The sequence below is a fragment of the Alteromonas sp. 14N.309.X.WAT.G.H12 genome, assembly GCF_036697315.1.
GTDB lineage: Bacteria > Pseudomonadota > Gammaproteobacteria > Enterobacterales > Alteromonadaceae > Alteromonas.
The window spans coordinates 12,668-38,137 of sequence record NZ_JBAHZB010000010.1 but is presented as its reverse complement, the minus strand read 5'-3'; the positions used below and the strand labels follow the sequence as shown (position 1 = coordinate 38,137).

24 protein-coding genes are annotated in these 25,470 nt (G+C 47.1%); 16 read left to right on the top strand and 8 right to left on the bottom strand.

Annotation, left to right across the window (positions count from 1 at the left end; genetic code table 11):
* Window positions 1–7: 7 nt before the first annotated feature.
* From lysC to V5298_RS05705, 3 genes are all read left to right on the top strand, one after another.
* The gene (gene lysC, locus V5298_RS05715) at window positions 8–1,357 is read left to right on the top strand and encodes a lysine-sensitive aspartokinase 3 (RefSeq protein WP_332930509.1); all 1,350 of its coding nucleotides are present in this window, start codon (window positions 8–10) and stop codon (window positions 1,355–1,357) included.
* Between the two features lie 33 nt (window positions 1,358–1,390).
* The gene (locus tag V5298_RS05710) at window positions 1,391–2,098 is read left to right on the top strand and encodes an AraC family transcriptional regulator (RefSeq protein WP_332930508.1); all 708 of its coding nucleotides are present in this window, start codon (window positions 1,391–1,393) and stop codon (window positions 2,096–2,098) included.
* A 109-nt stretch (window positions 2,099–2,207) separates the two neighbouring features.
* Window positions 2,208–3,146, top strand: a complete 939-nt coding sequence (locus V5298_RS05705; protein WP_332930507.1) for a DMT family transporter — start codon at window positions 2,208–2,210, stop codon at window positions 3,144–3,146.
* Here V5298_RS05705 and V5298_RS05700 read toward each other — a convergent pair.
* From V5298_RS05700 to V5298_RS05670, 7 genes are all read right to left on the bottom strand, one after another.
* A complete protein-coding gene (locus V5298_RS05700) occupies window positions 3,143–5,167 on the bottom strand; it encodes a methyl-accepting chemotaxis protein (protein WP_332930506.1) in 2,025 nt (674 codons plus the stop codon). The two genes, V5298_RS05705 and V5298_RS05700, sit on opposite strands and share 4 nt — an antisense overlap.
* A 253-nt stretch (window positions 5,168–5,420) precedes the next feature.
* Window positions 5,421–6,236, bottom strand: coding sequence for a symmetrical bis(5'-nucleosyl)-tetraphosphatase (locus V5298_RS05695; RefSeq protein WP_332930505.1), 816 nt, complete (start codon window positions 6,234–6,236; stop codon window positions 5,421–5,423).
* A 45-nt stretch (window positions 6,237–6,281) separates the two neighbouring features.
* Entirely contained in the window at window positions 6,282–6,659 is a 378-nt protein-coding gene (gene apaG / locus V5298_RS05690; RefSeq protein WP_332930504.1) for a Co2+/Mg2+ efflux protein ApaG, read from the bottom strand.
* Window positions 6,659–7,480: a 16S rRNA (adenine(1518)-N(6)/adenine(1519)-N(6))-dimethyltransferase RsmA gene (rsmA, locus tag V5298_RS05685; protein ID WP_332930503.1), complete on the bottom strand. Its 822-nt coding sequence runs from the start codon at window positions 7,478–7,480 to the stop codon at window positions 6,659–6,661. The genes apaG and rsmA overlap by 1 nt, the downstream gene beginning before the upstream one ends.
* Window positions 7,477–8,460 (bottom strand): 4-hydroxythreonine-4-phosphate dehydrogenase PdxA, encoded by a 984-nt coding sequence (gene pdxA, locus V5298_RS05680; protein ID WP_332930502.1) that lies wholly within the window; start codon window positions 8,458–8,460, stop codon window positions 7,477–7,479. Before pdxA ends, rsmA begins: the two co-directional genes overlap by 4 nt.
* Before the next feature lie 16 nt (window positions 8,461–8,476).
* The gene (surA, locus tag V5298_RS05675; RefSeq protein WP_332930501.1) at window positions 8,477–9,757 is read right to left on the bottom strand and encodes a peptidylprolyl isomerase SurA; all 1,281 of its coding nucleotides are present in this window, start codon (window positions 9,755–9,757) and stop codon (window positions 8,477–8,479) included.
* Between the two features lie 60 nt (window positions 9,758–9,817).
* The gene (locus V5298_RS05670) at window positions 9,818–12,061 is read right to left on the bottom strand and encodes an LPS-assembly protein LptD (protein ID WP_332930500.1); all 2,244 of its coding nucleotides are present in this window, start codon (window positions 12,059–12,061) and stop codon (window positions 9,818–9,820) included.
* Window positions 12,062–12,372: 311 nt separating this feature from the next.
* Here V5298_RS05670 and djlA point away from each other — a divergent pair, with 311 nt between their 5' ends.
* The 11 genes from djlA (at window position 12,373) to mazG (ending at window position 23,318) form a co-directional block, all read left to right on the top strand.
* A complete protein-coding gene (gene djlA, locus V5298_RS05665) occupies window positions 12,373–13,209 on the top strand; it encodes a co-chaperone DjlA (RefSeq protein ID WP_332930499.1) in 837 nt (278 codons plus the stop codon).
* Window positions 13,210–13,212: 3 nt separating this feature from the next.
* Window positions 13,213–14,124 carry a site-specific tyrosine recombinase XerD gene (xerD, locus tag V5298_RS05660; RefSeq protein WP_332930498.1) on the top strand — a complete coding sequence of 304 codons (912 nt, stop codon included), beginning with the start codon at window positions 13,213–13,215 and terminating at the stop codon, window positions 14,122–14,124.
* A gap of 162 nt (window positions 14,125–14,286) precedes the next feature.
* A complete protein-coding gene (locus tag V5298_RS05655) occupies window positions 14,287–15,057 on the top strand; it encodes a DsbC family protein (protein ID WP_332930497.1) in 771 nt (256 codons plus the stop codon).
* Window positions 15,058–15,067: 10 nt separating this feature from the next.
* Window positions 15,068–16,807 (top strand): single-stranded-DNA-specific exonuclease RecJ, encoded by a 1,740-nt coding sequence (gene recJ, locus V5298_RS05650; RefSeq protein ID WP_332930496.1) that lies wholly within the window; start codon window positions 15,068–15,070, stop codon window positions 16,805–16,807.
* Window positions 16,791–17,066, top strand: coding sequence for a hypothetical protein (locus V5298_RS05645; RefSeq protein ID WP_332930536.1), 276 nt, complete (start codon window positions 16,791–16,793; stop codon window positions 17,064–17,066). Before recJ ends, V5298_RS05645 begins: the two co-directional genes overlap by 17 nt.
* 8 nt (window positions 17,067–17,074) lie before the next feature.
* The gene (gene recO / locus V5298_RS05640) at window positions 17,075–17,770 is read left to right on the top strand and encodes a DNA repair protein RecO (RefSeq protein ID WP_332930495.1); all 696 of its coding nucleotides are present in this window, start codon (window positions 17,075–17,077) and stop codon (window positions 17,768–17,770) included.
* A gap of 87 nt (window positions 17,771–17,857) precedes the next feature.
* Entirely contained in the window at window positions 17,858–18,601 is a 744-nt protein-coding gene (gene pdxJ / locus V5298_RS05635; RefSeq protein WP_332930494.1) for a pyridoxine 5'-phosphate synthase, read from the top strand.
* A 3-nt stretch (window positions 18,602–18,604) separates the two neighbouring features.
* Window positions 18,605–18,991 (top strand): holo-ACP synthase, encoded by a 387-nt coding sequence (acpS, locus tag V5298_RS05630; protein ID WP_332930493.1) that lies wholly within the window; start codon window positions 18,605–18,607, stop codon window positions 18,989–18,991.
* Between the two features lie 3 nt (window positions 18,992–18,994).
* Complete coding sequence (rlmD, locus tag V5298_RS05625) at window positions 18,995–20,326, top strand: 23S rRNA (uracil(1939)-C(5))-methyltransferase RlmD (protein WP_332930492.1); 1,332 nt, start codon at window positions 18,995–18,997, stop codon at window positions 20,324–20,326.
* 15 nt (window positions 20,327–20,341) lie between these two features.
* Window positions 20,342–22,528: a GTP diphosphokinase gene (gene relA / locus V5298_RS05620; RefSeq protein ID WP_332930491.1), complete on the top strand. Its 2,187-nt coding sequence runs from the start codon at window positions 20,342–20,344 to the stop codon at window positions 22,526–22,528.
* Window positions 22,506–23,318, top strand: coding sequence for a nucleoside triphosphate pyrophosphohydrolase (gene mazG / locus V5298_RS05615; protein WP_332930490.1), 813 nt, complete (start codon window positions 22,506–22,508; stop codon window positions 23,316–23,318). Before relA ends, mazG begins: the two co-directional genes overlap by 23 nt.
* Here the strand turns inward: mazG and V5298_RS05610 are convergent.
* Window positions 23,315–24,211 carry a hypothetical protein gene (locus V5298_RS05610; RefSeq protein ID WP_332930489.1) on the bottom strand — a complete coding sequence of 299 codons (897 nt, stop codon included), beginning with the start codon at window positions 24,209–24,211 and terminating at the stop codon, window positions 23,315–23,317. The genes mazG and V5298_RS05610 overlap by 4 nt on opposite strands.
* Window positions 24,212–24,530: 319 nt before the next feature.
* Between V5298_RS05610 and rplM the strand changes: the two genes are divergently transcribed.
* Both rplM and rpsI read left to right on the top strand, forming a co-directional pair.
* Entirely contained in the window at window positions 24,531–24,959 is a 429-nt protein-coding gene (gene rplM / locus V5298_RS05605; RefSeq protein ID WP_216028648.1) for a 50S ribosomal protein L13, read from the top strand.
* 12 nt (window positions 24,960–24,971) lie between these two features.
* Window positions 24,972–25,364: a 30S ribosomal protein S9 gene (rpsI, locus tag V5298_RS05600; RefSeq protein WP_216024532.1), complete on the top strand. Its 393-nt coding sequence runs from the start codon at window positions 24,972–24,974 to the stop codon at window positions 25,362–25,364.
* Window positions 25,365–25,470 lie beyond the last annotated feature (106 nt).

Genomic DNA, 25,470 nt, shown 5'->3' with positions numbered 1-25,470 from the left:
GAACGCAGTGACCAATTCTCTTAATATTGCCAAATTTGGTGGTACCAGTGTAGCCACATATGAAGCCATGGAAAATTGTGCGCGTATTGTGGTGGCGAATAAAGCAACCCGTATCGTTGTTGTGAGTGCCCAAGCAGGGGTAACGAATCATTTGGTGAGCATGGCCCATACGCCTCTTACCAGTGAGCAAATAGAAACCACTTGTCAGGCCATTGTGGATATAGAGCGGGCGGTACTGGATAAGTTAGCAGACAAAGACAGTGTTGCTGGGAAACTTGATGATTTGTTTGATGAACTTCGCGGGTTAGCCTTCCACGAAGAAATCCTTCATCGGGATGACTTAAAAGACCAGCTATTATCTATGGGCGAGCGCATGTCGTCGCTGCTGTTTAGCGCCGTATTGGCAGAGCAATCGGTACCAACATTAAACTTTGACGTGCGAAAAGTATTACGCACTGACGATGTTTATGGTGAGGCGGCGCCACAACTTGAAGACATTGCTACCCTGGCAACCCGATTGCTACGACCTGAAATTGAACGGGCCATTGTGGTGACCCAAGGGTTTGTCGGCGCCGATAGCCAAGGCAAAACCACCACCTTAGGCCGGGGGGGATCGGACTTTACCGCGGCATTATTGGCAGAAGCTTTAGATGGCGATACCTGTGAAATCTGGACTGATGTAACAGGGGTCTATACGACCGATCCTCGTATTGTTTCTGCCGCATATCCGTTACCGGAACTTAGTTTTGAAGAGGCGGCTGAAATGGCCACTTTTGGCGCAAAAGTGCTGCATCCAGCGACGATGGAGCCCGCCCTTCGTAAAGACATCAAGGTGTTTGTGGGATCAAGCAAAGCGCCGGAAAAAGGCGGTACCTGGATCATGCGTAACTGTGAGCATGAACCGCCATACCGGGCCATCACCCGTCGCAAAGAGCAGGTGATGGTGACGGTAAAAACCCCGAAAATGATGTACGCACAAGGTTTTCTACAACAGGTTTTTGCCATTATTGCCAAGCATAAACTCAGTGTTGATTTGGTGACTACCTCGGAAATATCAGTGTCTTTCACTCTGGATAACCCAGCCAATTCTGTGGCTCAGCGATTAAACAAAGCCACCTTGGCAGAATTGGAAACCATTTGCGATGTGACCGTGGAACATGGCTTTGATTTGGTCACCGTGGTGGGCAATCATATGCAAACCGCTAAAGGGGTATCCAGTAAAATATTTGCGGCGGTTCACGATTACAATTTACGGATGATTTGTTTCGGTGCCAATCCACACAATATGTCCTTTTTGGTTAACCACCAAAACAGTGATGATATTGTGCAGAAGTTGCATCGAGAACTGTTTGAATAGAACGATGGCAATCTACAAGGTTGCCACAACCTGATGATCAATACCTTATCAGTACGTGCGTATAGCCGGCAAAAAGTTGGCCATGCGCATCCCTTCTATCAACTGGTTTTGCCGTTACATGGCGTGATTAATATCTCTGTGGGAGACTTTAACGGTAGCGTAGGGCCTAGTGAATGCGTAATCGTAAAACCCCATCAAATCCATCATTTTACTGCCGAAGAAAATGCCCGCTTTTTGGTGGCTGATCTTGATACCTTGCCCACGACGCTGAGTGATTCTGAGGTCAGCGTGTTTTCAATCAGCCAACCCATGGCTAAGTTACTGCCGTTTATCGCTTGCCAACTTGAAACCAAAGTGAGTGCTCAAATCGAACAAACAATGATAACCACATTTCTTGCGGTTCTTGATGAACAACAACTGGGGCTAACCATGACGCCCCGTATGGGTAAAGTGGTTCATTTCATTCATGAGCATCTTCATGATTCCCTGAGTATTCCTGTTCTCGCCGAGGTGGCTTGTCTAAGCGCAACCCAATTTAAAAAACAATTTCGTGCCCAACTTAACACCACGCCTGCTCGTTATATTCTTGCTTTACGGATGGAAAAATCCAAGGCACTGCTTATTAATACGGATCTGAGTATGCTGGATATTGCACAAGCAGTAGGGTATCAGGACGTCTCCGCTTTTAGTCGCCGCTTTTCCCACTACTTTGGTTTACCGCCGTCTAAAATCACCCGTTAGAGGGCGTAAATAATGCGTCTTTTTGAGCATGGGAAGTGTCCAATCTGCAAAGAGAAAATAAACCTAAACTTATATAATGAGCATATAATCCTAGGTTGAGTTTTTCATTATGTCTGAACAGCAATATAGATTCCGTTGTGTTTTTGCCATCGTTGTTGCCAGTATTTTGTGGGGAACCACCGGCACCGCGGCGAGTTTTGCCCCGGATGTGAGTCCATTGGCCATCGGTGCTATCGCCATGGGTGGCGGCGGTTTACTCATGTGTTTGCGGGTACTAAAAGGCCTGTTACAACACCGTGGCGCATTGTGGATGCAGGGCCGAGCCTTATTGCTGGGCGCCGCTTGCGTGGCCATATATCCGTTAGCGTTTTATTCTTCCATGGCTATGGCCGGGGTGGCCATCGGAACCATTGTTTCTATCGCTAGTGCGCCGTGTTTTGCGATGATCCTTGATATGTGGCTCAACCGAAAGCCATTAACCGCGAGGTGGGTGCTGAGCTTGGTGTGCGGGGTCGCCGGCATTGCCTGTTTAACCTTGACTAAATCCCCTGAACACAGCGAGACTGTGATGAAGACAAGAGAGTGGGGCATCGGTTTGGGGTTGCTGGCAGGGTTGACCTACGCTGGCTATTCGTGGATCACAAAACACCTGATTACCGGTGGTGTTGTCTCCGGTGTGGCAATGGCAGCCCAGTTTGGCCTGGCTGCTTGTGTGTTACTTCCTTCACTGCTTTTTACCGGCGCTAATGTTACTGACTCCATAACCAATATGAGTGTGGCGATTTATATGGCAGTAGTGCCCATGTTTTTAGGCTATCTGTTATTTGGCTATGGCTTACGTAAGATTGATGCTAGCACCGCAACGCTGATCACCTTGTTAGAACCCGTTGTGGCTACATTACTGGCGGTGTATTTGCTTACAGAGCGATTTACGCTAACAGGATGGATAGGCATAGGATTGATTGGCTTGTGCTTAAGTATACAAATGGGCAAAAAGCCGTTTAAGAGGAAAACGGCCGCACCGGATAGTGCGGCAACCAAAACTTAAACTTTAAATTGTCGAATGGACTGTTGTAATTCCTCAGCCAAGCGAGCGACCTCGGTGCTGGATTCTGAGGTTTGCTGGGCACCAGCGGTGGTTTCTTCGGCAATATCCACAATGGTTTCCAGCTTTTCACTGATTTCCTGTGAAACGGTATTTTGTTCTCGGGCTGATTGCTCGATTTGTGTACTGACATCATAGGCTTTACGTACAGCGTCAGAAATCATATCTAACGCCCGAGTCGCGTTATCGGTTTGTTCCACACATACCGTGGTCTGATCTTTGCCCTGATTCATTACAGATACCGCTTTTTCAGCACCGGCTTGCAGTACTTCAATCATTTCATTGATTTCTTGGGTTGATTGCTGGGTCCGTGAAGCCAATGTACGTACTTCATCGGCAACCACCGCGAAGCCACGACCGTGTTCACCGGCTCGGGCGGCTTCAATGGCGGCATTTAATGCCAGCAGATTGGTTTGGTCGGCGACACCGCGGATAACATCCAGGATCCCGCCAATGCTGGCACTGTCTTGATGCAATTTATTGATAACTTCAGCCGCTTGTTGCACGTCTTCAGCCAGCACTTCAATGGTGCGTTTATTTTCCGTGGAGATGGCACGGACTTTTTCCGCTTCTGTATCTGCATTACGGATTTCATTTAAGGTATCTTCGGCTCTTTGTGTCACCATTTGAGATGTGCTGTGCATCTCTGTGGTGGCGGTGGCAACCTGAGCAATTTGAGATTTCTGGTTTTGAATAGAGTGGGTGGTTTGTGTAGTCACCGTTGATGTTTGTTCAGATGCTGCCGCTAATTGCTCCGCCCGGGTATTAATGCCCACGATCAGGGTTTTCAGGTTTGCAATGAGGGTATTACAGTTTTTCGCTAGCTGTCCAAATTCATCCTCAGCGGAGTCGTCAAGGCTTTGGGTAAGATCACCGGAGGAGGCCACGGTTAGCAGTTTATTCACACGATTGAGCGGACGGGTAATGGCAGTCACTGTCCAGTAACCAATACCCAGAGCGATGGCCAATGACGCCAAGGCAATGATGATAACGATAAGATTACCGGTGCTCACTTTACTGGTCACCTGCTCATCGATTAAGTCGGCTTTTTCGTCGGCGGCACGAAGGAGTATTTCCAAGGCGGTGATGCCTTCAAGGCTGTTGGTATCTGAACGGGTTAAGGCTTCCTCGGCGGCATTACGGTGATCTAATCGGGATTTTTGTAATGCTAACACGCCATCGCTACCGCTAATGGCATCAATGGCATCATTCACCAGTGTGGCAATTTCATCTAAGGAGCCGGTGGTATCGTTGCCCCGTGCAGCACCCTGTATACTATTAAGTAATTCTCTGACATTACCCACCGTCAGCTCAACTTCGTTGCCAATCACTTGGGCACGAACTTGGGTTTGGGTTTTGGTGTATTCGGTGGAAACGGTAATCAGTGACATCAGGGTGGATTCGAGTTTGTCACCTATTTTAGCCGCCTCCTGTAAAGCGGTATTGTCGGCAACATCATCAGATTCTGAAAAATCCAATAAGTAGGTAGAGGCATCATCGGCGTTATCTTCAAGCTCCCCCATGCGATCAGAAATGGCATTGCGCATCTCCATGGATTGTCGATGGTTAGCATACATGGCTTCAACATTACTTTCGTATGCTTGATAAGCAGATTCGATGTCTTTGAGGCTTTTTTGCATAGCGCTGTCATCAGCCAGTACGGTATTGAGTTTTTTGAGTTCTGACGCGAAGGTAGCTTTACTGGAGGTAAATACTTTATATTTTTCTTCTAAACCGCTAATACTTTCTTCGATATAGGCTTCAAAGGTCACCCGTCCCATATTAAGAAAACTGGCTTTAAGCGCGTTGCTACTCGATAACGTCGGTACGGCTACCTGATTAACTTCATCTATTGCTGAGCCGACGGAGTTTAAATTTATCAGTGATGAGACACTTATGACGATCAGTAATAAACTGATGGTGATAAAGCCACCGATAATTCGCATTGCGACCGTGATTTTCATCCGAACTCCTAAAAACACAGTGTCATTATTGTGTATTTGTAATTTTGTGTTTGTGTGACATTGTTGCCACCCGTTGTTTATAGCCTCTGAGCTGCCAACATAGTTGAATTGCTGCTGGCTCTAATACATATCGACGTGAAAATATTATTCTTTAGTCGCATAGTTGCAGATTGGCCACGATTGTAACCAGAACAATAAGACAATCGCCACCGATAATCAAAATGTCAGAGTATCCATACCTCTGAATGGGTATTTATGCAGATACGCAAACGTAAGAATTCGATTCTATGCATAAGGCAGTAAGGGTATTTCCCCATACATAACCGGTATCCAAACCAATAAACTGATTTGAGTTGGTTTCCCCTTCAAGGGCGGCCCAATGTCCAAATACAACCGTCTGATCCTGGCTTAAGCCGTGGTTTGGCACGGTAAACCAGGGGCATAGTCCATAGCCAGCATCATCGGGATGGGATTTAGTGGCAAATTCCAATTGATGTTTATCACCCAAAAAGCGCATTCGTGTACAGGCGTTAATGATGAAGCGTTCTCTATCGATACCACAAAGATCATCGCGCCAAGTATTTGGACCATCGCCATACATGCTTTTTAATAGCGAAACCCATTGTGGGCTTTTTAGTTTGTTGCTGATCTCATCGCTTAACGCCAATAATTTATTGGTGGACCAGTGGGGATAAAGACCGGCGTGGACAATCGTATGGTTGTTGGTAACTTGCAGGGCTAAGGGAAATTGGCGAAACCAGTGGATGATTTTTTCTAGCGACGGCGATTCTAACAAGGAGCTCAGCCGGTCATTTTTCTTGGCTTTTTTGAGGCCTTGGGTAATGGCCAAAAAGTGAAGATCATGGTTGCCAAGGACGGTGCTAAAGCGGTCTTCAAGTTTCATTAAATATTGCACGGTGGATAATGAGTCTTCGCCACGGGCAATTAAATCACCTACGGCAAATAAGCGATCACGCTTTTCATTGAAATTGGCTTTTTCAAGCAATTTCATCAGGCCACCATAGCAGCCCTGTATATCTCCCACGATGAGGGTTTGAGATGGGGTCATTATATGCCCTGTATATTTATCTTTGAGAAATCGAAATGCAAATAGCTAATTAAGTGCGTTAGGTACACTCAGACTGAAAATATCGATGGGAACACGGAATCGTTCACCGTTTTCGTTCTCCATTTCGTAATAGCCTTGCATACTTCCCACCGGTGTGTCCAGTAATGCGCCACTGGTATACTGGTATTCGCTGGTGGGTTCGATAATCGGTTGTTTGCCAACCACGCCTTCGCCCTTTACCTCAGTATTTTTGCCGTTACCGTCGGTAATTAGCCAATAGCGGTTAATCAGCTGTACCCGCATATTACTGTAATTTCTAATGGTGATATGGTACGCAAAGGCGTACTTATCTGAACCGCTGGCAGGGTGGTCCGGTAAATGTTTGGTGGAAACCGACACTAAGATATTTGATGATGAGTGCATTACGCCACCTCATCACGTTCTGCAACAAAGTTTGCAATGGCGGCGAAATCCGCAAGGGAAAGGGTTTCGGCTCGGGCCGTGGCCGACAGATCTAGCTGCCCCAGTTCTTCTTCACTGACATAGTCTTTTAAACTGTTGCGAATTGTCTTGCGACGCTGATTGAATGCCGCCGCACAGACTTTTTCTAGCAATGGCACACTTTTAAGGGCCACTGGCGGTGCACTGTGGGGGATTAAACGTACTACCGCAGAATCCACTTTCGGTGGTGGCTTAAAGGCCTCAGGCGGCACATGTAGAACTGGGATCACCGTACAATAATATTGAGCCATCACTGAAAGACGCCCGTAGCTTTTCGAGCCCGGCGCAGCGGCTAAACGATTCACCACTTCTTTTTGCAGCATAAAATGCATGTCGTGTACGTGAGACGAGAAGGAAAACAGGTGAAACATCAATGGCGTGGAAATATTGTAAGGTAAATTTCCAAACACCCGAAGTTTACCTTTGGGGTTGGGCATTTGCTCCAATAAGTCGGTAAAATCCAGCTTAAGGGCATCTTGTTCCACAATGGTCAGCTTTGTACCATGAAATGGATGATGGCGTAAGCGATCAGCCAGGTCGCGGTCAAGTTCCACCACGGTGAGTTTAGAAACTTCTTCACAGACAGGATCTGTCAGTGCGCCTAAACCCGGACCAATTTCTACCAGATTTTCGCCTTCCTGTGGGTTGATAGCATTGACTATATTACCGATTACGTAATCGTCGTGCAGAAAGTTCTGTCCAAAGCGTTTACGCGCCGTGTGCCCTAGGTGTGTTTTACTCATTGTTGTCGATTCGCTAGCTCTATGGCTTTTTGTAGTGCAATTCTGAAGCTACCGGCATCTGCCTGGCCTGTGCCAGCAAGATCGCAGGCCGTACCGTGATCCACGGAGGTTCTAATAAACGGCAGTCCGAGTGTGATATTCACTGCCGCACCAAACCCTTTATATTTTAGCACCGGTAGTCCTTGATCATGATACATCGCCAGTACCACATCGGCATCATCCAGATATTTCGGCTGGAAAATGGTATCTGCCGGCAGTGGCCCAGTAATATTCAGTCCTTCCTCTCTTAATGACTCCAATGCAGGAATGATGGTCATCAACTCTTCGGTGCCAAGATGGCCACCTTCACCGGCATGGGGGTTTAAGCCACACACATAAATGTGGGGGGAGGGAATACCAAATTTCAGTTTAAGATCGGTGTTAATAATGTGAATCACTTTATACAAGCGTTCACGGGTAATGGCTTTTGCCACGTACTCTAAGGGAATATGGGTGGTGGCCAAGGCCACGTTTAGCCCTTCTGTGGACAGTAACATCACCACATCCATGGTATTTGACTGATGGGCGAAATACTCGGTGTGCCCACTAAAGGAAACGCCTGCTTTATTGATAATACTTTTATTCACCGGCCCGGTGACCACTGCATCAAACCCTTCTTCCATGTTGGCATGACAGGCTTGTCTGAGGGTTTCAACAACATAATGGCCATTATCGCTGTTAAGTTCGCCGGGCACCACCTCGGTGCTGGTATCGATCTGTTTAATATACAAGGAACCAGGAGGTTGAATGGCATCAATCTCTGGCGTATATGGAATTAGCGAAATGGGCAAACCCAGAATAGCGGCCCGAGCCTTGAGCATTTCAGCATCGCAAAAGACCACAAGTTGCGCATCCCAGGCTTCTTGTGCGAGTGAAATGATAAGATCCGGGCCAATGCCCGCCGGTTCTCCGGGTGTTACCGCTATGCGTATGGGTTTCATATAGTCAACGCCTGTCTTACTCTAATACTTCAATGTAGGCGGAATCACGCATTTCACGCAACCAGGTTTCAGATTCTTCTTTAAACTTTCGGCTATATAGCAACTGACGGGCCTTGTCTTCTTTGCGCTTTTCGGTGGCGTCATCGAAACGTCGGTCGATAAGTTGCAATAAATGCCAGCCATGAACAGAGCGCACCGGTTGGCTGTATTCACCGGGCTTGAGTTTTGCTAATGCGTCTCTAAAAGCAGGAACATAAATGGTAGGGTCAGCCCAACCTAATTCGCCGCCTTTAAGTGCGGAACCGGGATCTTCCGAATATTCTTTGGCCAGTTCTGCAAAGTCGGCTTCGCCGTTAATCAGCTTCTCACGAAACTCCAAGAGCATCTCTTTGGCTTTATCATCACTTAAAATAATAGAAGGCTTGATAAGAATGTGACGGGAATTCACTTCTTCAATGGTCACTTTTTCAATACCACGGGTATCTTTGATTTTAAGGATATGGAAACCGGCGCCGCTGCGGATCGGTCCCACTAAATCGCCTTTTTCTTTACCTTGTACCGCTTCGGCAAACAATGTTGGCATGGAGTTAATGTTCAACCAGCCCATGTCACCGCCTTCCAGGGCATTGGAACCCGAGGACGAAGTAATGGCGATTTTGGTAAAATCTGAGCCACCTTCTAGCAATTCAAGTACTTTGTCGGCTCTTGCACGGGCACTGGCTAGTTCTTCTGCAGTTGGATCTGATGGTAAACCAATAAGAATGTGACCTAGATGGTATTCTGCCTGCTCTGCACCTTGTTGGTCCATGAGATTGACCAAGCTTTCTACTTCTTGAGGCGTAATATAAACCCGACGGCGGACGTTGGCGCGGCGAACTTCACCTATGATGAGTTCTTCTCGTACATCTTCACGGTAATCGTCGTAGGACATGCCTTCTTTTTGCAATTCAGAACGTAAATCCGCCACCGTTGCTCCCTGTTGCTGAGCGATGTTGCTGATGGTTTCTTCTAATTGGGGATCGCTAACCTGTATGCCCATGCGTTCAGCCATTTGCATTTGCAGGCTTTTCACGATGAGTCTTTCGATTGCTTGAGTACGCAGCACGCGATCTGAGGGTAACTCTTGCCCCTGTGCTAGGGCATTTTTTTTCACTTCTGCAACCAGATCTTGGATTTCACTTTCCAGTATAACCCCTTGATCGACAATAACGGCGACCTTGTCTAACGAGACAGGCTGAGCCATGCTCATAAATGTGAACAGAGCACTGATACAAATCGCGCGGATAATGAACTTCATAATCACTCTTTTTATAGGTTTACTTTATGCAGACCATTGTTTCACAGAACAACGGGCGCGTTAATTTAAACTATATGGCTTTCTGTAGCCAAATAATCCTTTAGACAACATATCGCTGCTGCTTGAGCTTGATCCCAACCCTTTGAAAATGAACTGCATGGAAATGCTGGAATCAAATTCGTCGGTAGATTGCTCGCCGTCAGATGAATAACGGTTACTCAGCTGCCGTTGCGCAATGATTTGGATCGCCCAACAACATGACTCATATTGCACACCGAAATAGTTTTCTATGCTCCGGTGTCCCTCCAGATCGCGGTAAGTACGCCCTACGACTTGCCAGCGATCAGAAATTGGCCAACTGGCAGACAACCCTACTTGGTCAATGGTTTCGTCAGAGAGTTCCCTTACATAACGATGAGTAAGTTTCACCAGCTTATTACTGCTTAGACGATATTCCAGCGTTGTACTGCTGCGCTCTACTTTATCGGTTTCCGTGGCAAGTTGTAAATCTGCGTGAAAATTCCAATCTTCATACAAGCGCCAATCTACCTCACCAGCCAGCAATGAACGATCGGTTTCTTTTGCCGCAGCAATAACGCGATTATCATCGAGATAAAATATCTGACCTACACTGGCGACAAATTGTTCCCGATTGGCACTATCAAGTAAGCGACTGGTTAATGCTAGGGTGACTTGGTTATTGTCTGTAATGCGATCAAAACCGGTAAAATCTTGGGCTCTAAATAGCCCTTCCACGTCTGTTAGCCATATGGTGGTATCGTAAAAGCCTATGTTACTCTGATCTTCATAGGAGGTATAAAGATATTGCATGCGCGGTTCTAATGTCATGGATAAATCATCGCTAAACCAGCTATCATCCCGCTCAAAATACAGCGCACCATAGAGTTTTGCCTGCCCTAAAGTACGATTAACGGTTTTGTCTAACTCGGTTCCCTCAATATTACTTTGTCGATAATAGGTATTTAACGCGCTAAATTCTGCGGAAAATTCACCCCATTGACGTTGGTAGGGGATGGCAATGGTGGGGGCGGCGTGAAAACGCATGGCCGTAGGCTCATCTGCCGAGGTATTATCAAACCATGCCAGCTCTGAATTTAAGCGAAATTCCAAATATTCCGCTAACGGCAAGGTGTAATTCATTTTCGCTTCCGGCAGTGCCCGGTAGGTATCTGGGTAGTCACCGATAATTTCAAAATCCTTAGCGTGTAAGGTAAACAATAAATTTTCAGAGGTATAGCTGATACTGCCCGTGCGGGAAAGATGGGTATCTGCACGAGAATAGTAATCAGAGCCTAGATCCACAATGTAATTGTCGTCACTGATCCCATTTAAATCAACGGACGTGCTCCAATCTTTATTGAGCTCTCCATGATGGTAGAAGCGATAGAAATACCGATCGGGGCTACCGGCCATGTCCGTATCATTAGGGAGATACTCTACATTTACTTGGCTGGTACTGTTTTGGGACATGTGCCTGAATTCTGTTTTAAGTTGAAGGCCGCGGTTGGTCATTAAACGCGGCGATATGGTCATATCGTAGTTGGGCGCCATGTTCCAGTAAAAAGGCTGTTCGTAATCGATACCGGTGGAGGACGAGTTAGACAGCGTGGGAAATAAAAAGCCCGTTTGCCGTTCCGTTGTCAGCGGAAATGCGAAATAAGGCAAATAAAAGACAGGTACATCACCGAGATAAAAACGGGTATGTTTGGCTTCGCCCCAGGCTTTACCCCGTCGAATACTGATTTCCGATGCTTTTATTACCCATTCTTCTTCGCCTTCCGGACAGGTCGTAAAGCGCGCATCCCGCAAGATCAAACCGTCCTGGGTATTTAATGCAATGGTGCTGGCATCACCACGACCTGCGGAATCATTAAAATGGTAGACCGTAGAAGACATGGTTAAGCTTTCATCCACAGAATCGACATCTACGGTATCCGATGATACCTGTATTTGCTTGTCGGCATAGTTGACGTCGCCCTTGGCATGCAACTGCTTACCGTTTTCAATGATCTGGGCTTGATCCGCTGAAATGGTGGCTGAATCAGACACAATATCAACGTCACCGGTAAATTGCGCAACTTTACGTTCAATGATTTCGGCGCGATTTGCTTCCACCTTTATCTGGCCGGCGGGCATCAATTGTTTGCTATTAAAGGTTATGGAAGTTACCGGGCAAAGTCCTACAACATCGTCGTCTGACGGTTTTTTAGATGGAGCTTGCTGAGCCAGTGCAATGGGACTGCTCAGTGAAATTACCAAAAAGAAGGCACAGGTGTTTTTCATGCGTTAGTGGAAGGCCTGTTTAATTATCACACTCTACGTATATGACAGTACGTTCAGAACAGGTGTTACTGTGTGTGAATCGTGTCCGAATCAAGGCATAATCCCCTTGAAATGGGTACTTGCCATAAAAGCGTTAATTCTAAGCACTTCTGCGTCAAGAACCAACCTTCAGACTAAAAAAATTGTTAAGTTTTACATAGATTCTCGTTTACAGTGGATTTTTCCCTTTAATCTTCCCTCAACAATGCCATATAAAGGGGATTGTTAAGGCGTAAGCTTGGGTATACGGGAATAAACAGGAGAGTAGTGGTATGTCATATTGGGGAAAGATCCTCGGTTTTATTTTTGGATATATGTTTCTGAGACTTCCCGGCGCCATTTTGGGGTTAGTTGTCGGGCACTTTTTTGATAAGGCCTATAGTCAGGATTTTAGTCAACTAGGCGGTTTCGGACGTTTTTTTACTGATCAGTCTGGCATGAAGCAACAGGCCGTCTTCTTCCACGCGTTGTTTTCATCCCTTGGCCATTTAGCGAAAGCCGACGGTCAGGTCACCGATCGTGAAATTAAAATTGCCACCTTGCTCATGGATGACATGCAATTGTCAGGGGAGGCGAGACAAGAAGCTCAGCAGGCATATAGAGAAGGAAAGGCTGCGGATTTTCCGTTATCGTCCACATTGAAAGGCTTCGTGGAATCTTGTCACGGACGCCGCGATATTTTACAGATGTTTTTGGAAATCCTGATCCAGGCCGCCTTTGCCGATGGTAATTTATCTGCGCCGGAGTATAAGGTGTTGGAAAAAGTCGCGATGACGTTAGGTTTTAAACGTCGGGATCTGGATTTTCTTATTGCTGCTTTTGATGCCCAAATGCGCTTTCGTCAACGTGGAGGACAGCAAGGTCAACAACAACGGACTTCATCTTATACCGACACCCAAACCTTAGACGATGCCTATCGGATACTCGGTGTATCGGCCAGTGATGATGATAAAACCATTAAGCGGGCTTATCGGAAACAAATGTCTGAGCACCATCCGGATAAACTGGCCTCAAAAGGCTTACCCCAGCAGGCGATGGATATTGCCAAAGAGAAAGCCCAGGATATTCAAGCAGCCTATGAACTGATTAAAGAAAAGCGCGGTTTTTAATTGATGGATAAAGGGACACTCAACGATAAGAACCAGACACATATCGATAATTTTATTGATATGTTGTGGCTGGAAAAAGGATTAAGCGACCATACCCAACAGAGCTACCGCACTGATTTGGTTAAGTTGGCGCTTTTCTGCCAGTCTAAGGGGCTAAACGACATTAGTTTATTGACCTCTGAAGACTTGCAATCTTATCTTCACTTTCGCCACGAGATGGGATTATCGGCCCGCAGTACCCAGCGGGCAATGTCGGCCATGCGCAGCTTTTTTACCTATATGATCGGCCAGCATGTACGCAGTGACAATCCCGTAACTCAGCTGGCGAAGCCAAGAATGCCCAAAACACTGCCTTCCTCCTTAAGTGAGCGACAGGTGGAAGACTTACTCAATGCGCCCGACGTTGAAAACCCCGTGGAATGCCGCGACAGGTGCATGCTGGAAGTGCTTTATGCCACGGGATTACGGGTAAGTGAATTAACCGGCTTACGCATGGATCAGGTCAGTTTGCAGCAAGGTGTGGTGCGAGTCACGGGTAAAGGCAATAAAGAACGCTTAGTGCCCTTAGGGGAAGACGCCATGGACTGGATTTTAATTTACACCAAAGAAGCCCGTCCCACGTTAATTAAACACAATACCGATGTGTTATTTGTGAGTCTACGGGGCGTACAAATGACCCGGCAGACTTTCTGGCATCGGATTAAATGCTATGCACAACGGGCCGGTATTGTGCAACCTCTTTCACCCCATACCTTGCGCCATGCCTTCGCCACTCATTTATTAAACCACGGCGCAGATTTACGGGTGGTGCAGATGTTACTAGGGCATAGCGATTTATCCACCACGCAAATATACACACACGTGGCCACAGAACGGCTTCAAAACCTGATCCATACCCATCATCCTCGAGGCTAGCACCCCGTAGTCGATAAAAAGTGCATAGAGTGATATCAGATACCTTTGTCGTGGGTGGCTTTGTGGTAGTATCAAACAATTGAATATTTTTGACATTCCACCCGGTCTAGTATGACCGTAGTAGAAATCATCATTAATAACCGGGTCCCCATAGGAGTCTTTGTGAAGAAAATTCGTCGAGCGGTCATGCTATCGCTAGGTATTGCAATGTCAGTAAGTTGTTCTGCTGAGTCTGTTGAATCACAATCTGGCCAATCAGCAAAGGCTGCTGTGAGCGCCGACAATAGCGCATTAATCACCAGTAAGGTCAAAGACTTGGTGGGGGTTGCGCCAGACTCTATTGCGAACTCACCGGTTAATGGATTACTTGAGGTTGTGGCGGCAAATCAGGTGTTTTACCTAACAGAAGATGCCGATTACATGTTTTTTGGTCATATCTATGATGTCAATGCCGACATGAAAGACATAACCGAAGCGACCTTAGGACAGGTGCGCCTTGACACCATTGCCCCCTTTGAAAAAGACAGCATTGAATTTAAAGCCGAGGATGAAAAACACGTCATTACGGTGTTTACCGATTATAGCTGCGGTTATTGCAAAAAATTACATCGTGAAGTGGATGAACTCAATGAGGCCGGTATTACCGTGCGTTATCTTGCATGGCCTCGCGCTGGTTTGGGTACGGATAATTATCGCAATATGGTTTCTATTTGGTGTTCTGATAACCCCAAAGAGGCCTTGTCCCGTGCAAAAGCCGTATCTAATCCTACCTTTAGCGGTGAGACCTGTGAAAACACCGTGGCTGAACAATTTAAAGCAGGCAGAAAATTGGGCGTACGTGGTACACCGGCGATTATCTTTGATAACGGCAAGATGGTACCCGGCTATAAACCGGCCGACGTGTTAATCGAAGAAATTTACGCTGCTGATTAATCCTACGGTTATGTCTCTTCCTATTGTTAGGCGCGCGGTGAATACTGATGCGCCCTTAAGCACGGATCTTCACCCTGTACTCGATCGCATCTACCGTGGGCGGGCCGTTCAATCCTTAGCTGAGCTGGATAATGCAACGGGGCAGTTGGCGCATTTTCATGAGCTTAAAGGTATTGATACGGCGGCCCAGTGTTTAGTGAATGCCATCAAAACCAATAAGCGCGTCACCATCATTGGTGATTTTGATGCTGACGGTGCCACCTCCACGGCAGTGTGTATGCTGGCGTTAAAACAAATGGGGTTGGCACAGGTCACTTATTTGGTGCCTAATCGCTTTGATTTTGGTTATGGTCTTAGCAAAGAAATTGTGGATGTGGCGTACCAACAAGGTACAGATATTCTGCTTACTGTGGATAATGGCATTGCCTGTGTTCCTGGGGTTACGCACGCAAAATCACTGGGCCTTGAGGTCATTGTCACCGATCATCACCTGCCTGCTGAAACCTTGCCGCCCGCCGATGCAATTGTGAATCCAAATCAACCCGGATGTCCTTTCCCTTCTAAACATTTAGCGGGGGTTGGCGTTGCCTTTTATTTGATGTTGGCGGTACGGGCGGCGTTAAATAAAGCCCAGTGGTTCAACGAGCAAAATCCCGCGCCAAATCTGGCATCCTTACTGGACATTGTGGCGGTGGGGACGGTAGCCGATGTGGTGCAACTGGACAAAAATAACCGCGTACTTGTACACCAAGGGCTACAGCGCATTCGCAGCGGTCGCTGTCGACCGGGAATAAAAGCCCTATTTGAAATCGCCAACAGAAATAAGCCCTTAGGCTACTTAAATGCCACCGATTTAGGCTTTGTGATCGGGCCAAGATTAAATGCCGCAGGCCGCTTAGATGATATGGCATTGGGCATTGAGTGTTTACTTTGCGAAGATGCTCTGCAAGCGCGGCACATGGCGGCGGAGCTTGACCGATTGAATCTGCAGCGCAGAGCCATCGAAACGGAAATGAAAGAAGAAGCCGAAGGGGTATTGGCGTCCTTAACCATGGCCGATTCGTTACCGCCGGCACTGGTTGTGTATCAGCCTCATTTCCATCAAGGCGTAATAGGTATTGTGGCTGGTCGCTTAAAAGAACAACATCACCGTCCGGTTATCGTTTTTGCAAACCAGGACGAGGACACATTAAAAGGCTCTGCCCGTTCCATTCCCGGGCTACATATTCGGGATTTACTTGACGAGGTAAACACCAATTGGCCGGAGGTCATAACCAAATTCGGTGGTCATGCCATGGCAGCCGGGCTAAGTTTACCCGTTAGCGCATTGGCCGAGTTTGAACACGCTTTTCATCAGGTAACGGCTCGCCATATGGCCGCCATAGATTGTGAAAAAAAGATCCTCTCTGATGGCGAGTTAAGTGGTGATGATATTCATTTATCTTTAGCCCACACGTTACGCCAGGCCGGCCCGTTTGGTCAGGGGTTTGAATTGCCGTTATTTGATGGGGTATTTGATGTGGTTGATCAGCGCATGGTGGGAGAAAACAAAAATCACCTCAAGCTAGTGCTGCGAAAAAACGATGGCGAGGAAGTTGACGGCATTGCCTTTTCTGTGGATACCAACATCTGGCCCAATGGGGGCATTCAACGGGCTCAAGTGGCATACCGACTGGACATTAATACCTTTCGTGGGCGAGAATCAGTGCAACTGTTGATCGAAGAGATTGCCCCTGTTGAACCAGAGTAAAGCGCTGTTAAAAAAACATCCCTCACTGACTCACAGTGAAAATTGTCGGGTGGTGTCCCATGTACAGCGTCAAGACGATGACTGGATAAGGCATACCCTTATGATAGAGGGCTTTGATGTGCCTTTCGTGTTCAAGCGAAAAAAGGCATATCGATCGTTACGTGGTGCGCGGGTGAATATGACTTACTATCCACAGTGTGATGTGGTGGCAGGCATGGAATTTGAGTTTATGAAAGTGGTCAGGATAAAACGCAGCTAAGCCTACACATGCAAAATAACGACTGGCTGGACACCTATGTATTGCATCGGCGACCCTATCGGGAGACGTCATATATCGTTGACTTTTTTTCCCTGCAAAGCGGGCGGGTCAGTGCCGTCGCCAAGGGCGTGCGCAATAGCAAAAATGATAGAAAAAGCGTGTTACAACCTTTTCGCCTATTACGTATTCAGTTATCAGGGCGCAGCGAGTTAAAAAACCTCCGATTAGCGGATTGCGTAGGCCCGATGTTAATGCTCACCGGTCATGCCTTATTTTGCGCCATGTACCTCAATGAACTAATAAACCGCCTTTTGCCTGTGGGGGTGGTGAGCGAGTCTGTTTATCGTCAATATCAACAGGCCCTTTCTCAACTGCACCAAAATACCCATATCGAACAAACATTGCGGGAGTTTGAATTTGCCTTGTTGGATGAAATGGGAATGCTGGCCGATTGGTTTACCGATGGCGTAACCGGCGAACCCGTTGCACCGGATAAATGGTACTTGTATTCTCCTGAACAAGGTTTTGTCCGTTGCTTGCAAGCAAATCATAAACATCGGATTTCAGGGGCAGCATTGATGTTACTTGGCAATGGCCAATGGAGCGGTTTGTCTCTTGGCGCAGCAAAGCGTATCAATCGTCTTGCACTCAATTATCTTTTAGGCGACAAACCGCTAAAGAGTCGAGAACTCTTTCGGCAATAAATACACCATATTTAAGGGATTTGCAGCGGCATCGCGCAATGCTTTTTGCTACAATTTCTTTATTTTATCTTAAGGGCAGATGTATAGATGAATGAGATCCTTCTTGGCGTGAATATAGACCATATCGCTACTCTTCGTAATGCAAGGGGCACCCGTTACCCTGATCCTGTTCATGCGGCAGATATTGCAGAGCGAGCCGGTGCCGATGGCATCACAGTGCATTTGCGAGAAGATCGCCGCCATATTAAGGATCGGGACGTTACGCTGCTTGCACAAACCATCAATACCCGGCTGAATTTAGAAATGGCCGTGACTGATGAAATGATTGCTATTGCACTGGCAACCCAACCCGCATTTTGTTGCCTTGTACCGGAAAAACGCCAAGAGTTAACCACCGAAGGCGGCCTGGATGTGGCCGGTAATATTGATGTTATCAAGCAGGCTTGTGACAAGCTGGCACGTGCAGGGATCCAGGTATCGCTGTTTATCGATAGCGATGAAGCGCAAATTGATGCGGCCATTGAGTGTGGTGCTCCTTATATCGAAATTCATACCGGCCAATATGCCGATGCGAAAACCGAGGCTGAGGCGGCTAAAGAATTAGAACGACTGATCCAAGGCATTAAATATGCAAGTAAACGGGGTCTTAAGGTGAATGCCGGTCATGGTTTGCACTATCACAATGTTAAGGCCATTGCCGCCATTCCAGAGATTATTGAACTTAATATTGGCCATGCCATTATTGCCCGGGCGGCCTTCGATGGACTGGCAAAAGCGGTATCTGACATGCGTCTTCTTATGCAAGAAGCCCGTTTAGGTCATGCGGTTTAGCCGATGGCCATTGTAGGGATCGGCACGGATATCGTCGAAATCAGCCGGATAGAAACGGCACTTAACCGCAGCCAGCGATTACCTGAGAAAATTTTAACGCCCAATGAGCTGGCGTTGTTTCGACAAAGTGCACAGCCTGTTCGTTATCTGGCTAAACGTTTTGCCGCCAAAGAAGCGGCGGTTAAAGCCTTGGGGACAGGCATAGGCCGCGGTATTGGTTGGCAGCATATTGAAGTCAGTAATGACGATTTTGGTGCGCCACAGCTGACCTTTAGTGATGAGTTTGCCCACCGTTGTGATGCAAAAGGGGTGGCCTACTGTCACGTTTCCCTCTCCGATGAGCAACACTATGCTGTGGCAACAGTGATCCTTGAATCAGGGCAAGAGTAAATCATGGTAAGTTTTTATAAACCCGCAACGGTTAAAAAAGCACGGTCAACACGACGTACCGTGACCGTTGATTCATGGGATATGCTGGGGCAAGGTGTATGTACAGAACAACAGCCAGTGTTGTTTGTAGAAGGCGCTTTGCCGGGAGAAACCGTCGAAGTTACCGTGCACAAACAACAAAAGCGAGTTGCTTACGGTTCGGTGCACCGTATTATTAAAAAGAGCGAGGCGCGCCGCCAGCCGCTGTGCCCAGTGGCAGACCAGTGTGGTGGCTGTCAGCTGCAACATGTTGACGCACAACAGGCCTTGTCTTTCAGGCAGCAAGCGCTCACAGAATACTGGCATAAACAGCTGGGTGTTGCTGATTTACCTTGGGCGCCACCCATTGTTAGTGAGCCTCAAGGCTACAGACGAAAGGGGCGATTGGCTGTGGATGCTAGGCATGACAAGGATTTTAAGCTTGGCTATCGAAAAGCCAATGGCAAAGATGTGATGGACATTGACGCCTGTCCTATCCTTGTACCCGCTCTGTCATCGCTGATTGCGCCCTTAAAAAGGGTCTTGGCGGCACACCGGGATCGCCGCTATATTGGTCATGTTGGTGTGATGGCCGGTGATAATGTGACGGTCATAAGCCTTCGCATGACGCGAGCGTCGACTCCGGCGTTTGACGCTGCTCTTATTGGGTTTGCTATCAAACACCAAACCAATATCCAGCTTGAGTTGAGCGATGGCATAAAACGATTACACCAGTGTGCTCCGTTGACTTGTGAAACGGAACCCGGTTTGTTTTTACGTCCTGAACCGGATGATTTTATTCAAGTTAACAAATCGGTGAATCAGCGTATGATTCAACAAGCGATGGACTGGTTGAACCCGTTACCGGCAGAGAAAATTGCCGATTGGTTTAGTGGCTTGGGGAATTTTTCATTATCGTTGGCACAGCGGGGGGCCGAGGTGTTTGCTGCCGAAGGCGTGGCACAAATGGTGCATCGTGCTAAGGATAATGCGCTAAAGCAGAGCATTGACGGGATCCACTGGGCGCATCTTGATTTGGGATGTGCCGATTCAGCGGAACAGGCACTTCAGCATGGATTCCACAAAATTCTTCTGGATCCGTCACGAGACGGTGCCCAGGTGGTATGTGAAGCGTTGGCAAGACACAGAGTAAAAGCAATTTTGTATGTTTCTTGCAACCCCAGTACGCTCACACGAGACGCCCGTTGCCTGCTGGCGTCAGGTTATAGCATTGCAAAGGTGGGGTTAGTGGAAATGTTTCCCCAAACCCGGCACCTTGAAGTCATGATGCTATTTACGGACAAAAACAACGCATAAGCGAGTTGATGTTTTATGGTATCAACACGAAAAGTTCATGAGGCACAAAGGCCTCCTTTTGATGATTGGTTAGACAGTTTATCTATTAGCGAAACATCGAAAGAAAAATTAAAAGCGGTTTCACATATGCCTGAACGCCTGTTGGTGGGACAGGAAATGGTGGAGATCCTGCATCAACTCAATATGGATGATGCCACGCTGCAAGCCGCCTTGGTATATCCGTATTGTGAAAAACACAAGCTGAGTGAGACCGATATCGTTGCAGAATTTGGTCAGGAAATCAGTGATTTAATTAATGGTGTTCGCCGTATGGACGCCATTAAAACCTTGCACAGTCGCCGCCTTGGTGATTCTGTGTTGGCCACCGCCGATGAACAGCATATCGACAGCATAAGACGTATGTTGCTGGCCATGGTTGAAGACGTACGTGCCGTGGTGATTAAAATGGCTGAGCGTATCTGTGAGCTTCAACAGGTGAAAAAAGCAGATGAAGAAACCCGGGTGCTGGTGGCGCGTGAATGTGCCACCATCTATGCGCCATTGGCTAACCGATTAGGGATCGGGCAGTTAAAATGGGAATTAGAGGATCTGGCCTTTCGGTATCTGCATCCAAAAACCTACAAACAAATCGCCAAACAGTTAGATGGCAAGCGCAAAGAGCGCGCTGAATATATCGATAATGTGGTGGAAGGCTTACAAGCCTTGATGGACAAAGAACACATTAAAGCTGAGGTCTATGGACGCCCCAAACATATCTACAGCATATGGAAAAAGATGCAGAAAAAGCATCTTACCTTTGAGCAACTTTTTGATATTCGTGCGGTAAGAATTATCGCCGAACGTCTACAGGATTGTTATGCCGCATTAGGTACGGTGCATGCCAATTTCAAGCATATTCCCAAGGAATTTGATGATTACATTGCGACGCCGAAACCCAATGGGTATCAGTCGATTCATACGGTGATCGTGGGGCCAAGCGGCAAACCGGTGGAAATTCAAATTCGTACACAGCAGATGCATCAGGATGCCGAGTTAGGTGTGGCGGCGCACTGGAAATACAAAGAAGGCTCCACCGGCAAAACCTCCGGGTATGATGAGCGTATCAACTGGCTTCGCCGTATTTTACAGTGGCAGGAAGAAGTTGCAGAAAGTGGCGACCTGGTAGAGGAATTACGCAGCCAGGTGTTTGATGACAGGGTATATGTTTTCACCCCCAAAGGCGATGTTGTGGATTTGCCTCAAGGCTCAACACCACTGGATTTTGCGTACTATATTCATAGTAACGTGGGTCACCGCTGCATAGGCGCAAAAGTTAACGGCCGTATTGTGCCTTTTACCTACCAATTGCAAAGTGGGGATCAAGTGGAGATCCACACAGGAAAAGAATTGAATCCATCCCGAGACTGGATGCATCCCGGTCTCGGCTATGTGCACTCGTCCCGGGCACGGGCCACGATCCATTCTTATTTTAAGAAGCAAGATAAAGAAAATAATCAGCAGGCGGGTAAAGAGCTGCTGGAGCGGGAGCTACAACGGGCGCATTTACCGGTAAAAGTGCCGCCAGAAGCCTGCGAAAAATACAATATGCAAAGCGTTGAGGACTTATATGCCGCTGTGGGTGTGGGTGACATTCGTGTGATGACGGTGGTCAATCATATTCAACAGTTACTGGCACCTGAACCGGCCCCAGAACCGGATGAAATCAGTCCCAAGGTGAAAACCCGGCGTAAGGCAGGGGCAAAAGGCAAGGTCGATTCGGTGATTATCGAAGGGGTGGGCCATCTGATGAGTCAGTTGGCCAATTGCTGTAAGCCGGTGCCCGGTGATGCCATTATGGGCTATATCACCCAAGGACGCGGTGTCAGTGTACACAAAGAGAATTGTGACCAATTACAGCACTTGTTATCTGAGCATCCAGAACGTCAAATAGAAGTGAGTTGGTCGCGGGATCTAGCGGTGGGTTTTGAAGCCGCCATTGATATATTTTGTAGCGATCGCACTGGGATTTTGCGTGACATCACAACGGTGTTGGCGAACGAAAGCGTGGCGTTGCTGGGGGTTAACAGTTTAAGTGATAAAACCCGTCAGACCGCTATGATCACCATTTCTGTGGAAGTGCCGGACCGGCAGGTGCTATCGAAAGTCATTACGCGATTACGGCAATTGAAGGATGTGGTGGATGTCAAACGCAAAAACGGTTGATATGACACCACCAATAACGCGGTTGCTTGATATTATGTCCCGCTTGCGGGATCCCCAAAAGGGGTGTCCCTGGGACTTATCTCAGACCATGGTCACCCTGACTCGCTATACCATTGAAGAAACCTACGAAGTGGTTGATGCCATTGTAAAAGGCCAGCCCCAGGCCATTTGCGATGAACTGGGCGATTTGTTATTTCAAATCGTCTTTTATGCGCAAATTGCTGAGGAAGAGGGCTCCTTTTGCTTTGATGATGTGGTCAATGCCATCAGCGAGAAACTCGTGCGACGCCATCCCCATGTGTTTGCGGGTAAATCCATTCCGAAAGAACAACTTGCTGCCCAATGGGAGGCAATCAAACAGCAAGAGCGTGCAGAGCAACCTCAAGCTAAGGGTTTGTTAGCTAATGTCCCAGTAAATCTTCCGGCTTTAATGTATGCCCAAAAACTGCAAAAACAGTGCGCAAAGGTGGGATTTGACTGGACCGACACGCCCCCTGTATTGGCGAAGGTGCAAGAAGAAGTTGATGAAATCGCCGAGGAACTCGCGGCTACCGATTGTAATGCCCATCGGGTGGAAGAGGAAATTGGCGATGCTTTATTCGCAATGGTGAATCTTGCTCGCCATTGCAATGTGGATGCAGACACGGCGTTACGAAAAGCCAGTGAGAAATTTGCATCCCGCTTTCATCAGGTAGAGCTACTAGCGGAAAAAGCGGGTAATCGGGTACAAAGTTTATCGTTGGCTGAACTGGAAGCCTTATGGCAAGAGGTTAAAGGCAACGAGCACTAAGGGGACAAGTCATTTCGGGTATTAAACTCTTGTAAAAACGCATCGGGGGCGGCTTCCCAATTTGCGTTGCTCCAAGTATAAGACAATACACTGGAAGTTAACTGGTGTACTACGCGCTGAGGGTCGTTAATAATTTCTCTGGCTTTTCTATGGGCCGGATAGCGATTAAATAATTTAGCTAATTCACCGTTTTGCAGCAGTATTTTGATTCCCTCGTAAAGCCGAGTCTGTAATTCGGGGCTGTGAGGCGAGACAAAATAATACTCGTAGCTGGGATAAACAAGGAGGTGGTTTTTCTCGATAGTCAGTTGCTCGTTGAGGTGATAATTGAGATCCCGCTGTGCCTCGACCACATTGCGCGGGAAATAATCCACCATCCCTTCTTCTACGCTTCGGTACATGCTGGTGTACCAATCAGACCAGATGGCGGTGTGTACGTTGAAACGATGGGCTTCTAATATTTTTGAATCTGGCCAATCGCGGCCTTGTACACAGGCCATGCGTTTTATATTGTCCAGGGTTTGATCTGCCGGAAAATTCCCTTGCTTGGCTTGGTTTATAACAAAGATCCGATAGCCACCTAACCCTTGAATAAGGGGAAATCTCACCGGCAATAAGGTTTTTTCTAATTTTTCTGTGCTGATACTCCACATAATATCAGCCTGACCCGCCATCAAGGTGGCGATTTGACGGCTTTGCGACATAGGGAAAGGGTGGGGCGTGATAGTGCCTTTGTCGTATTTATCCGCTGTTATCTCAAGGGCCGCTCGAAGAACATCAAGTTGGTAACTGCCATACTCAGAGCCAGTGAATGACTGGGTATAGGTATAGGTTTTTGAATAGCATACAGCTGATGTAAGCATGTATGTCATGACAATCAAGTACTTCCACATTAATCTTCATTTCCCTGGAAATTGATGCATAAATGACGTGTGTAAAAAACAAAAACGTGAGTAATATCCCGCAAAGTGGGTGTTTTTAAATTAGCTGAATATTATAAAAACGCCAATGTAGTTAATTATATTTTGCGAAATTTCTTGTTAGGGGTTCGCTTTTTACGCAAATCCTGTATAATTCGCGCCCTGCCCAGTTACACCCACCTTTGGGAAGGTGGAAGAATCAATGGGCTCGAAGGGGTCCGGTCATTGATTTTCATGAGATTTCCGGGTGTTCCGGTAATCTGTAACGAAGAAATTTTTCGGGTGATTTTAAATGAAAACTTTTGTTGCTAAGCCAGAAACGGTACAACGTGACTGGTATGTGGTTGATGCCACAGACAAAACTCTAGGTCGTTTGGCGACTGAAATTGCGCGTCGTCTGCGCGGTAAGCATAAAGCTGAATACACTCCTCATGTTGATACTGGCGATTACATCGTTGTTATCAATGCGGATAAAGTAACCGTGACGGGTAACAAAGCGCAAGGTAAAATGTACTACTCGCATACTGGCTACCCAGGTGGTCTGAAAGAAACTAATTTTGAAAAGCTGCTTGCTCACAAACCAGAAATGGTTATTGAAAAAGCGGTTAAAGGAATGCTGCCAAAAGGTCCTCTGGGCCGCGCAATGTTCCGCAAAATGAAAGTTTACGCTGGTGCTGAACATAAGCATGCAGCACAGCAGCCACAAGTTTTGGACATCTAAGGAGCGTTTGACATGGCAGATACTCAATACTACGGCACAGGCCGCCGCAAAAGTTCTACTGCTCGTGTGTTCCTGCGTCCTGGTACAGGTAACATCGTAGTAAACCAACGTGCTCTTGATGAGTACTTTGGCCGCGAAACCGAGTGCATGGTTGTTCGTCAGCCACTTGAGTTAGTAGAAATGACTGAAAAGTTTGACCTTTACATCACTGTTAAAGGTGGTGGTTCTAACGGTCAAGCTGGTGCAATCCGTCACGGTATTACCCGTGCACTGATGGATTACGATGAAGCATTGCGTCCTTCACTGCGTAAAGCAGGCTTTGTTACGCGTGACGCACGTCGCGTTGAACGTAAGAAAGTGGGTCTGCATAAAGCACGTAAGAAGCCACAGTTCTCCAAACGTTAATTCGTTTATTGGAATTAAAAAAACCCGGTCATGTACCGGGTTTTTTATTGCCTGTAAAAGGGTTTTTAATCGCGCAAGTTTAGTGCAGGTTCGCGATCTCCTACTC

Coding starts and splice junctions, on each gene's coding strand:
- V5298_RS05710 (WP_332930508.1), top strand. CDS start 1,391: ATGATCAATACCTTATCAGTACGTGCGTATAGCCGGCAAAAAGTTGGC.
- V5298_RS05705 (WP_332930507.1), top strand. CDS start 2,208: ATGTCTGAACAGCAATATAGATTCCGTTGTGTTTTTGCCATCGTTGTT.
- V5298_RS05700 (WP_332930506.1), bottom strand. CDS start 5,167: ATGAAAATCACGGTCGCAATGCGAATTATCGGTGGCTTTATCACCATC.
- V5298_RS05695 (WP_332930505.1), bottom strand. CDS start 6,236: ATGACCCCATCTCAAACCCTCATCGTGGGAGATATACAGGGCTGCTAT.
- apaG (WP_332930504.1), bottom strand. CDS start 6,659: ATGCACTCATCATCAAATATCTTAGTGTCGGTTTCCACCAAACATTTA.
- rsmA (WP_332930503.1), bottom strand. CDS start 7,480: ATGAGTAAAACACACCTAGGGCACACGGCGCGTAAACGCTTTGGACAG.
- pdxA (WP_332930502.1), bottom strand. CDS start 8,460: ATGAAACCCATACGCATAGCGGTAACACCCGGAGAACCGGCGGGCATT.
- surA (WP_332930501.1), bottom strand. CDS start 9,757: ATGAAGTTCATTATCCGCGCGATTTGTATCAGTGCTCTGTTCACATTT.
- V5298_RS05670 (WP_332930500.1), bottom strand. CDS start 12,061: ATGAAAAACACCTGTGCCTTCTTTTTGGTAATTTCACTGAGCAGTCCC.
- djlA (WP_332930499.1), top strand. CDS start 12,373: ATGTCATATTGGGGAAAGATCCTCGGTTTTATTTTTGGATATATGTTT.
- xerD (WP_332930498.1), top strand. CDS start 13,213: ATGGATAAAGGGACACTCAACGATAAGAACCAGACACATATCGATAAT.
- recJ (WP_332930496.1), top strand. CDS start 15,068: ATGTCTCTTCCTATTGTTAGGCGCGCGGTGAATACTGATGCGCCCTTA.
- recO (WP_332930495.1), top strand. CDS start 17,075: ATGCAAAATAACGACTGGCTGGACACCTATGTATTGCATCGGCGACCC.
- pdxJ (WP_332930494.1), top strand. CDS start 17,858: ATGAATGAGATCCTTCTTGGCGTGAATATAGACCATATCGCTACTCTT.
- acpS (WP_332930493.1), top strand. CDS start 18,605: ATGGCCATTGTAGGGATCGGCACGGATATCGTCGAAATCAGCCGGATA.
- rlmD (WP_332930492.1), top strand. CDS start 18,995: ATGGTAAGTTTTTATAAACCCGCAACGGTTAAAAAAGCACGGTCAACA.
- relA (WP_332930491.1), top strand. CDS start 20,342: ATGGTATCAACACGAAAAGTTCATGAGGCACAAAGGCCTCCTTTTGAT.
- mazG (WP_332930490.1), top strand. CDS start 22,506: ATGTCAAACGCAAAAACGGTTGATATGACACCACCAATAACGCGGTTG.
- V5298_RS05610 (WP_332930489.1), bottom strand. CDS start 24,211: ATGTGGAAGTACTTGATTGTCATGACATACATGCTTACATCAGCTGTA.
- rplM (WP_216028648.1), top strand. CDS start 24,531: ATGAAAACTTTTGTTGCTAAGCCAGAAACGGTACAACGTGACTGGTAT.
- rpsI (WP_216024532.1), top strand. CDS start 24,972: ATGGCAGATACTCAATACTACGGCACAGGCCGCCGCAAAAGTTCTACT.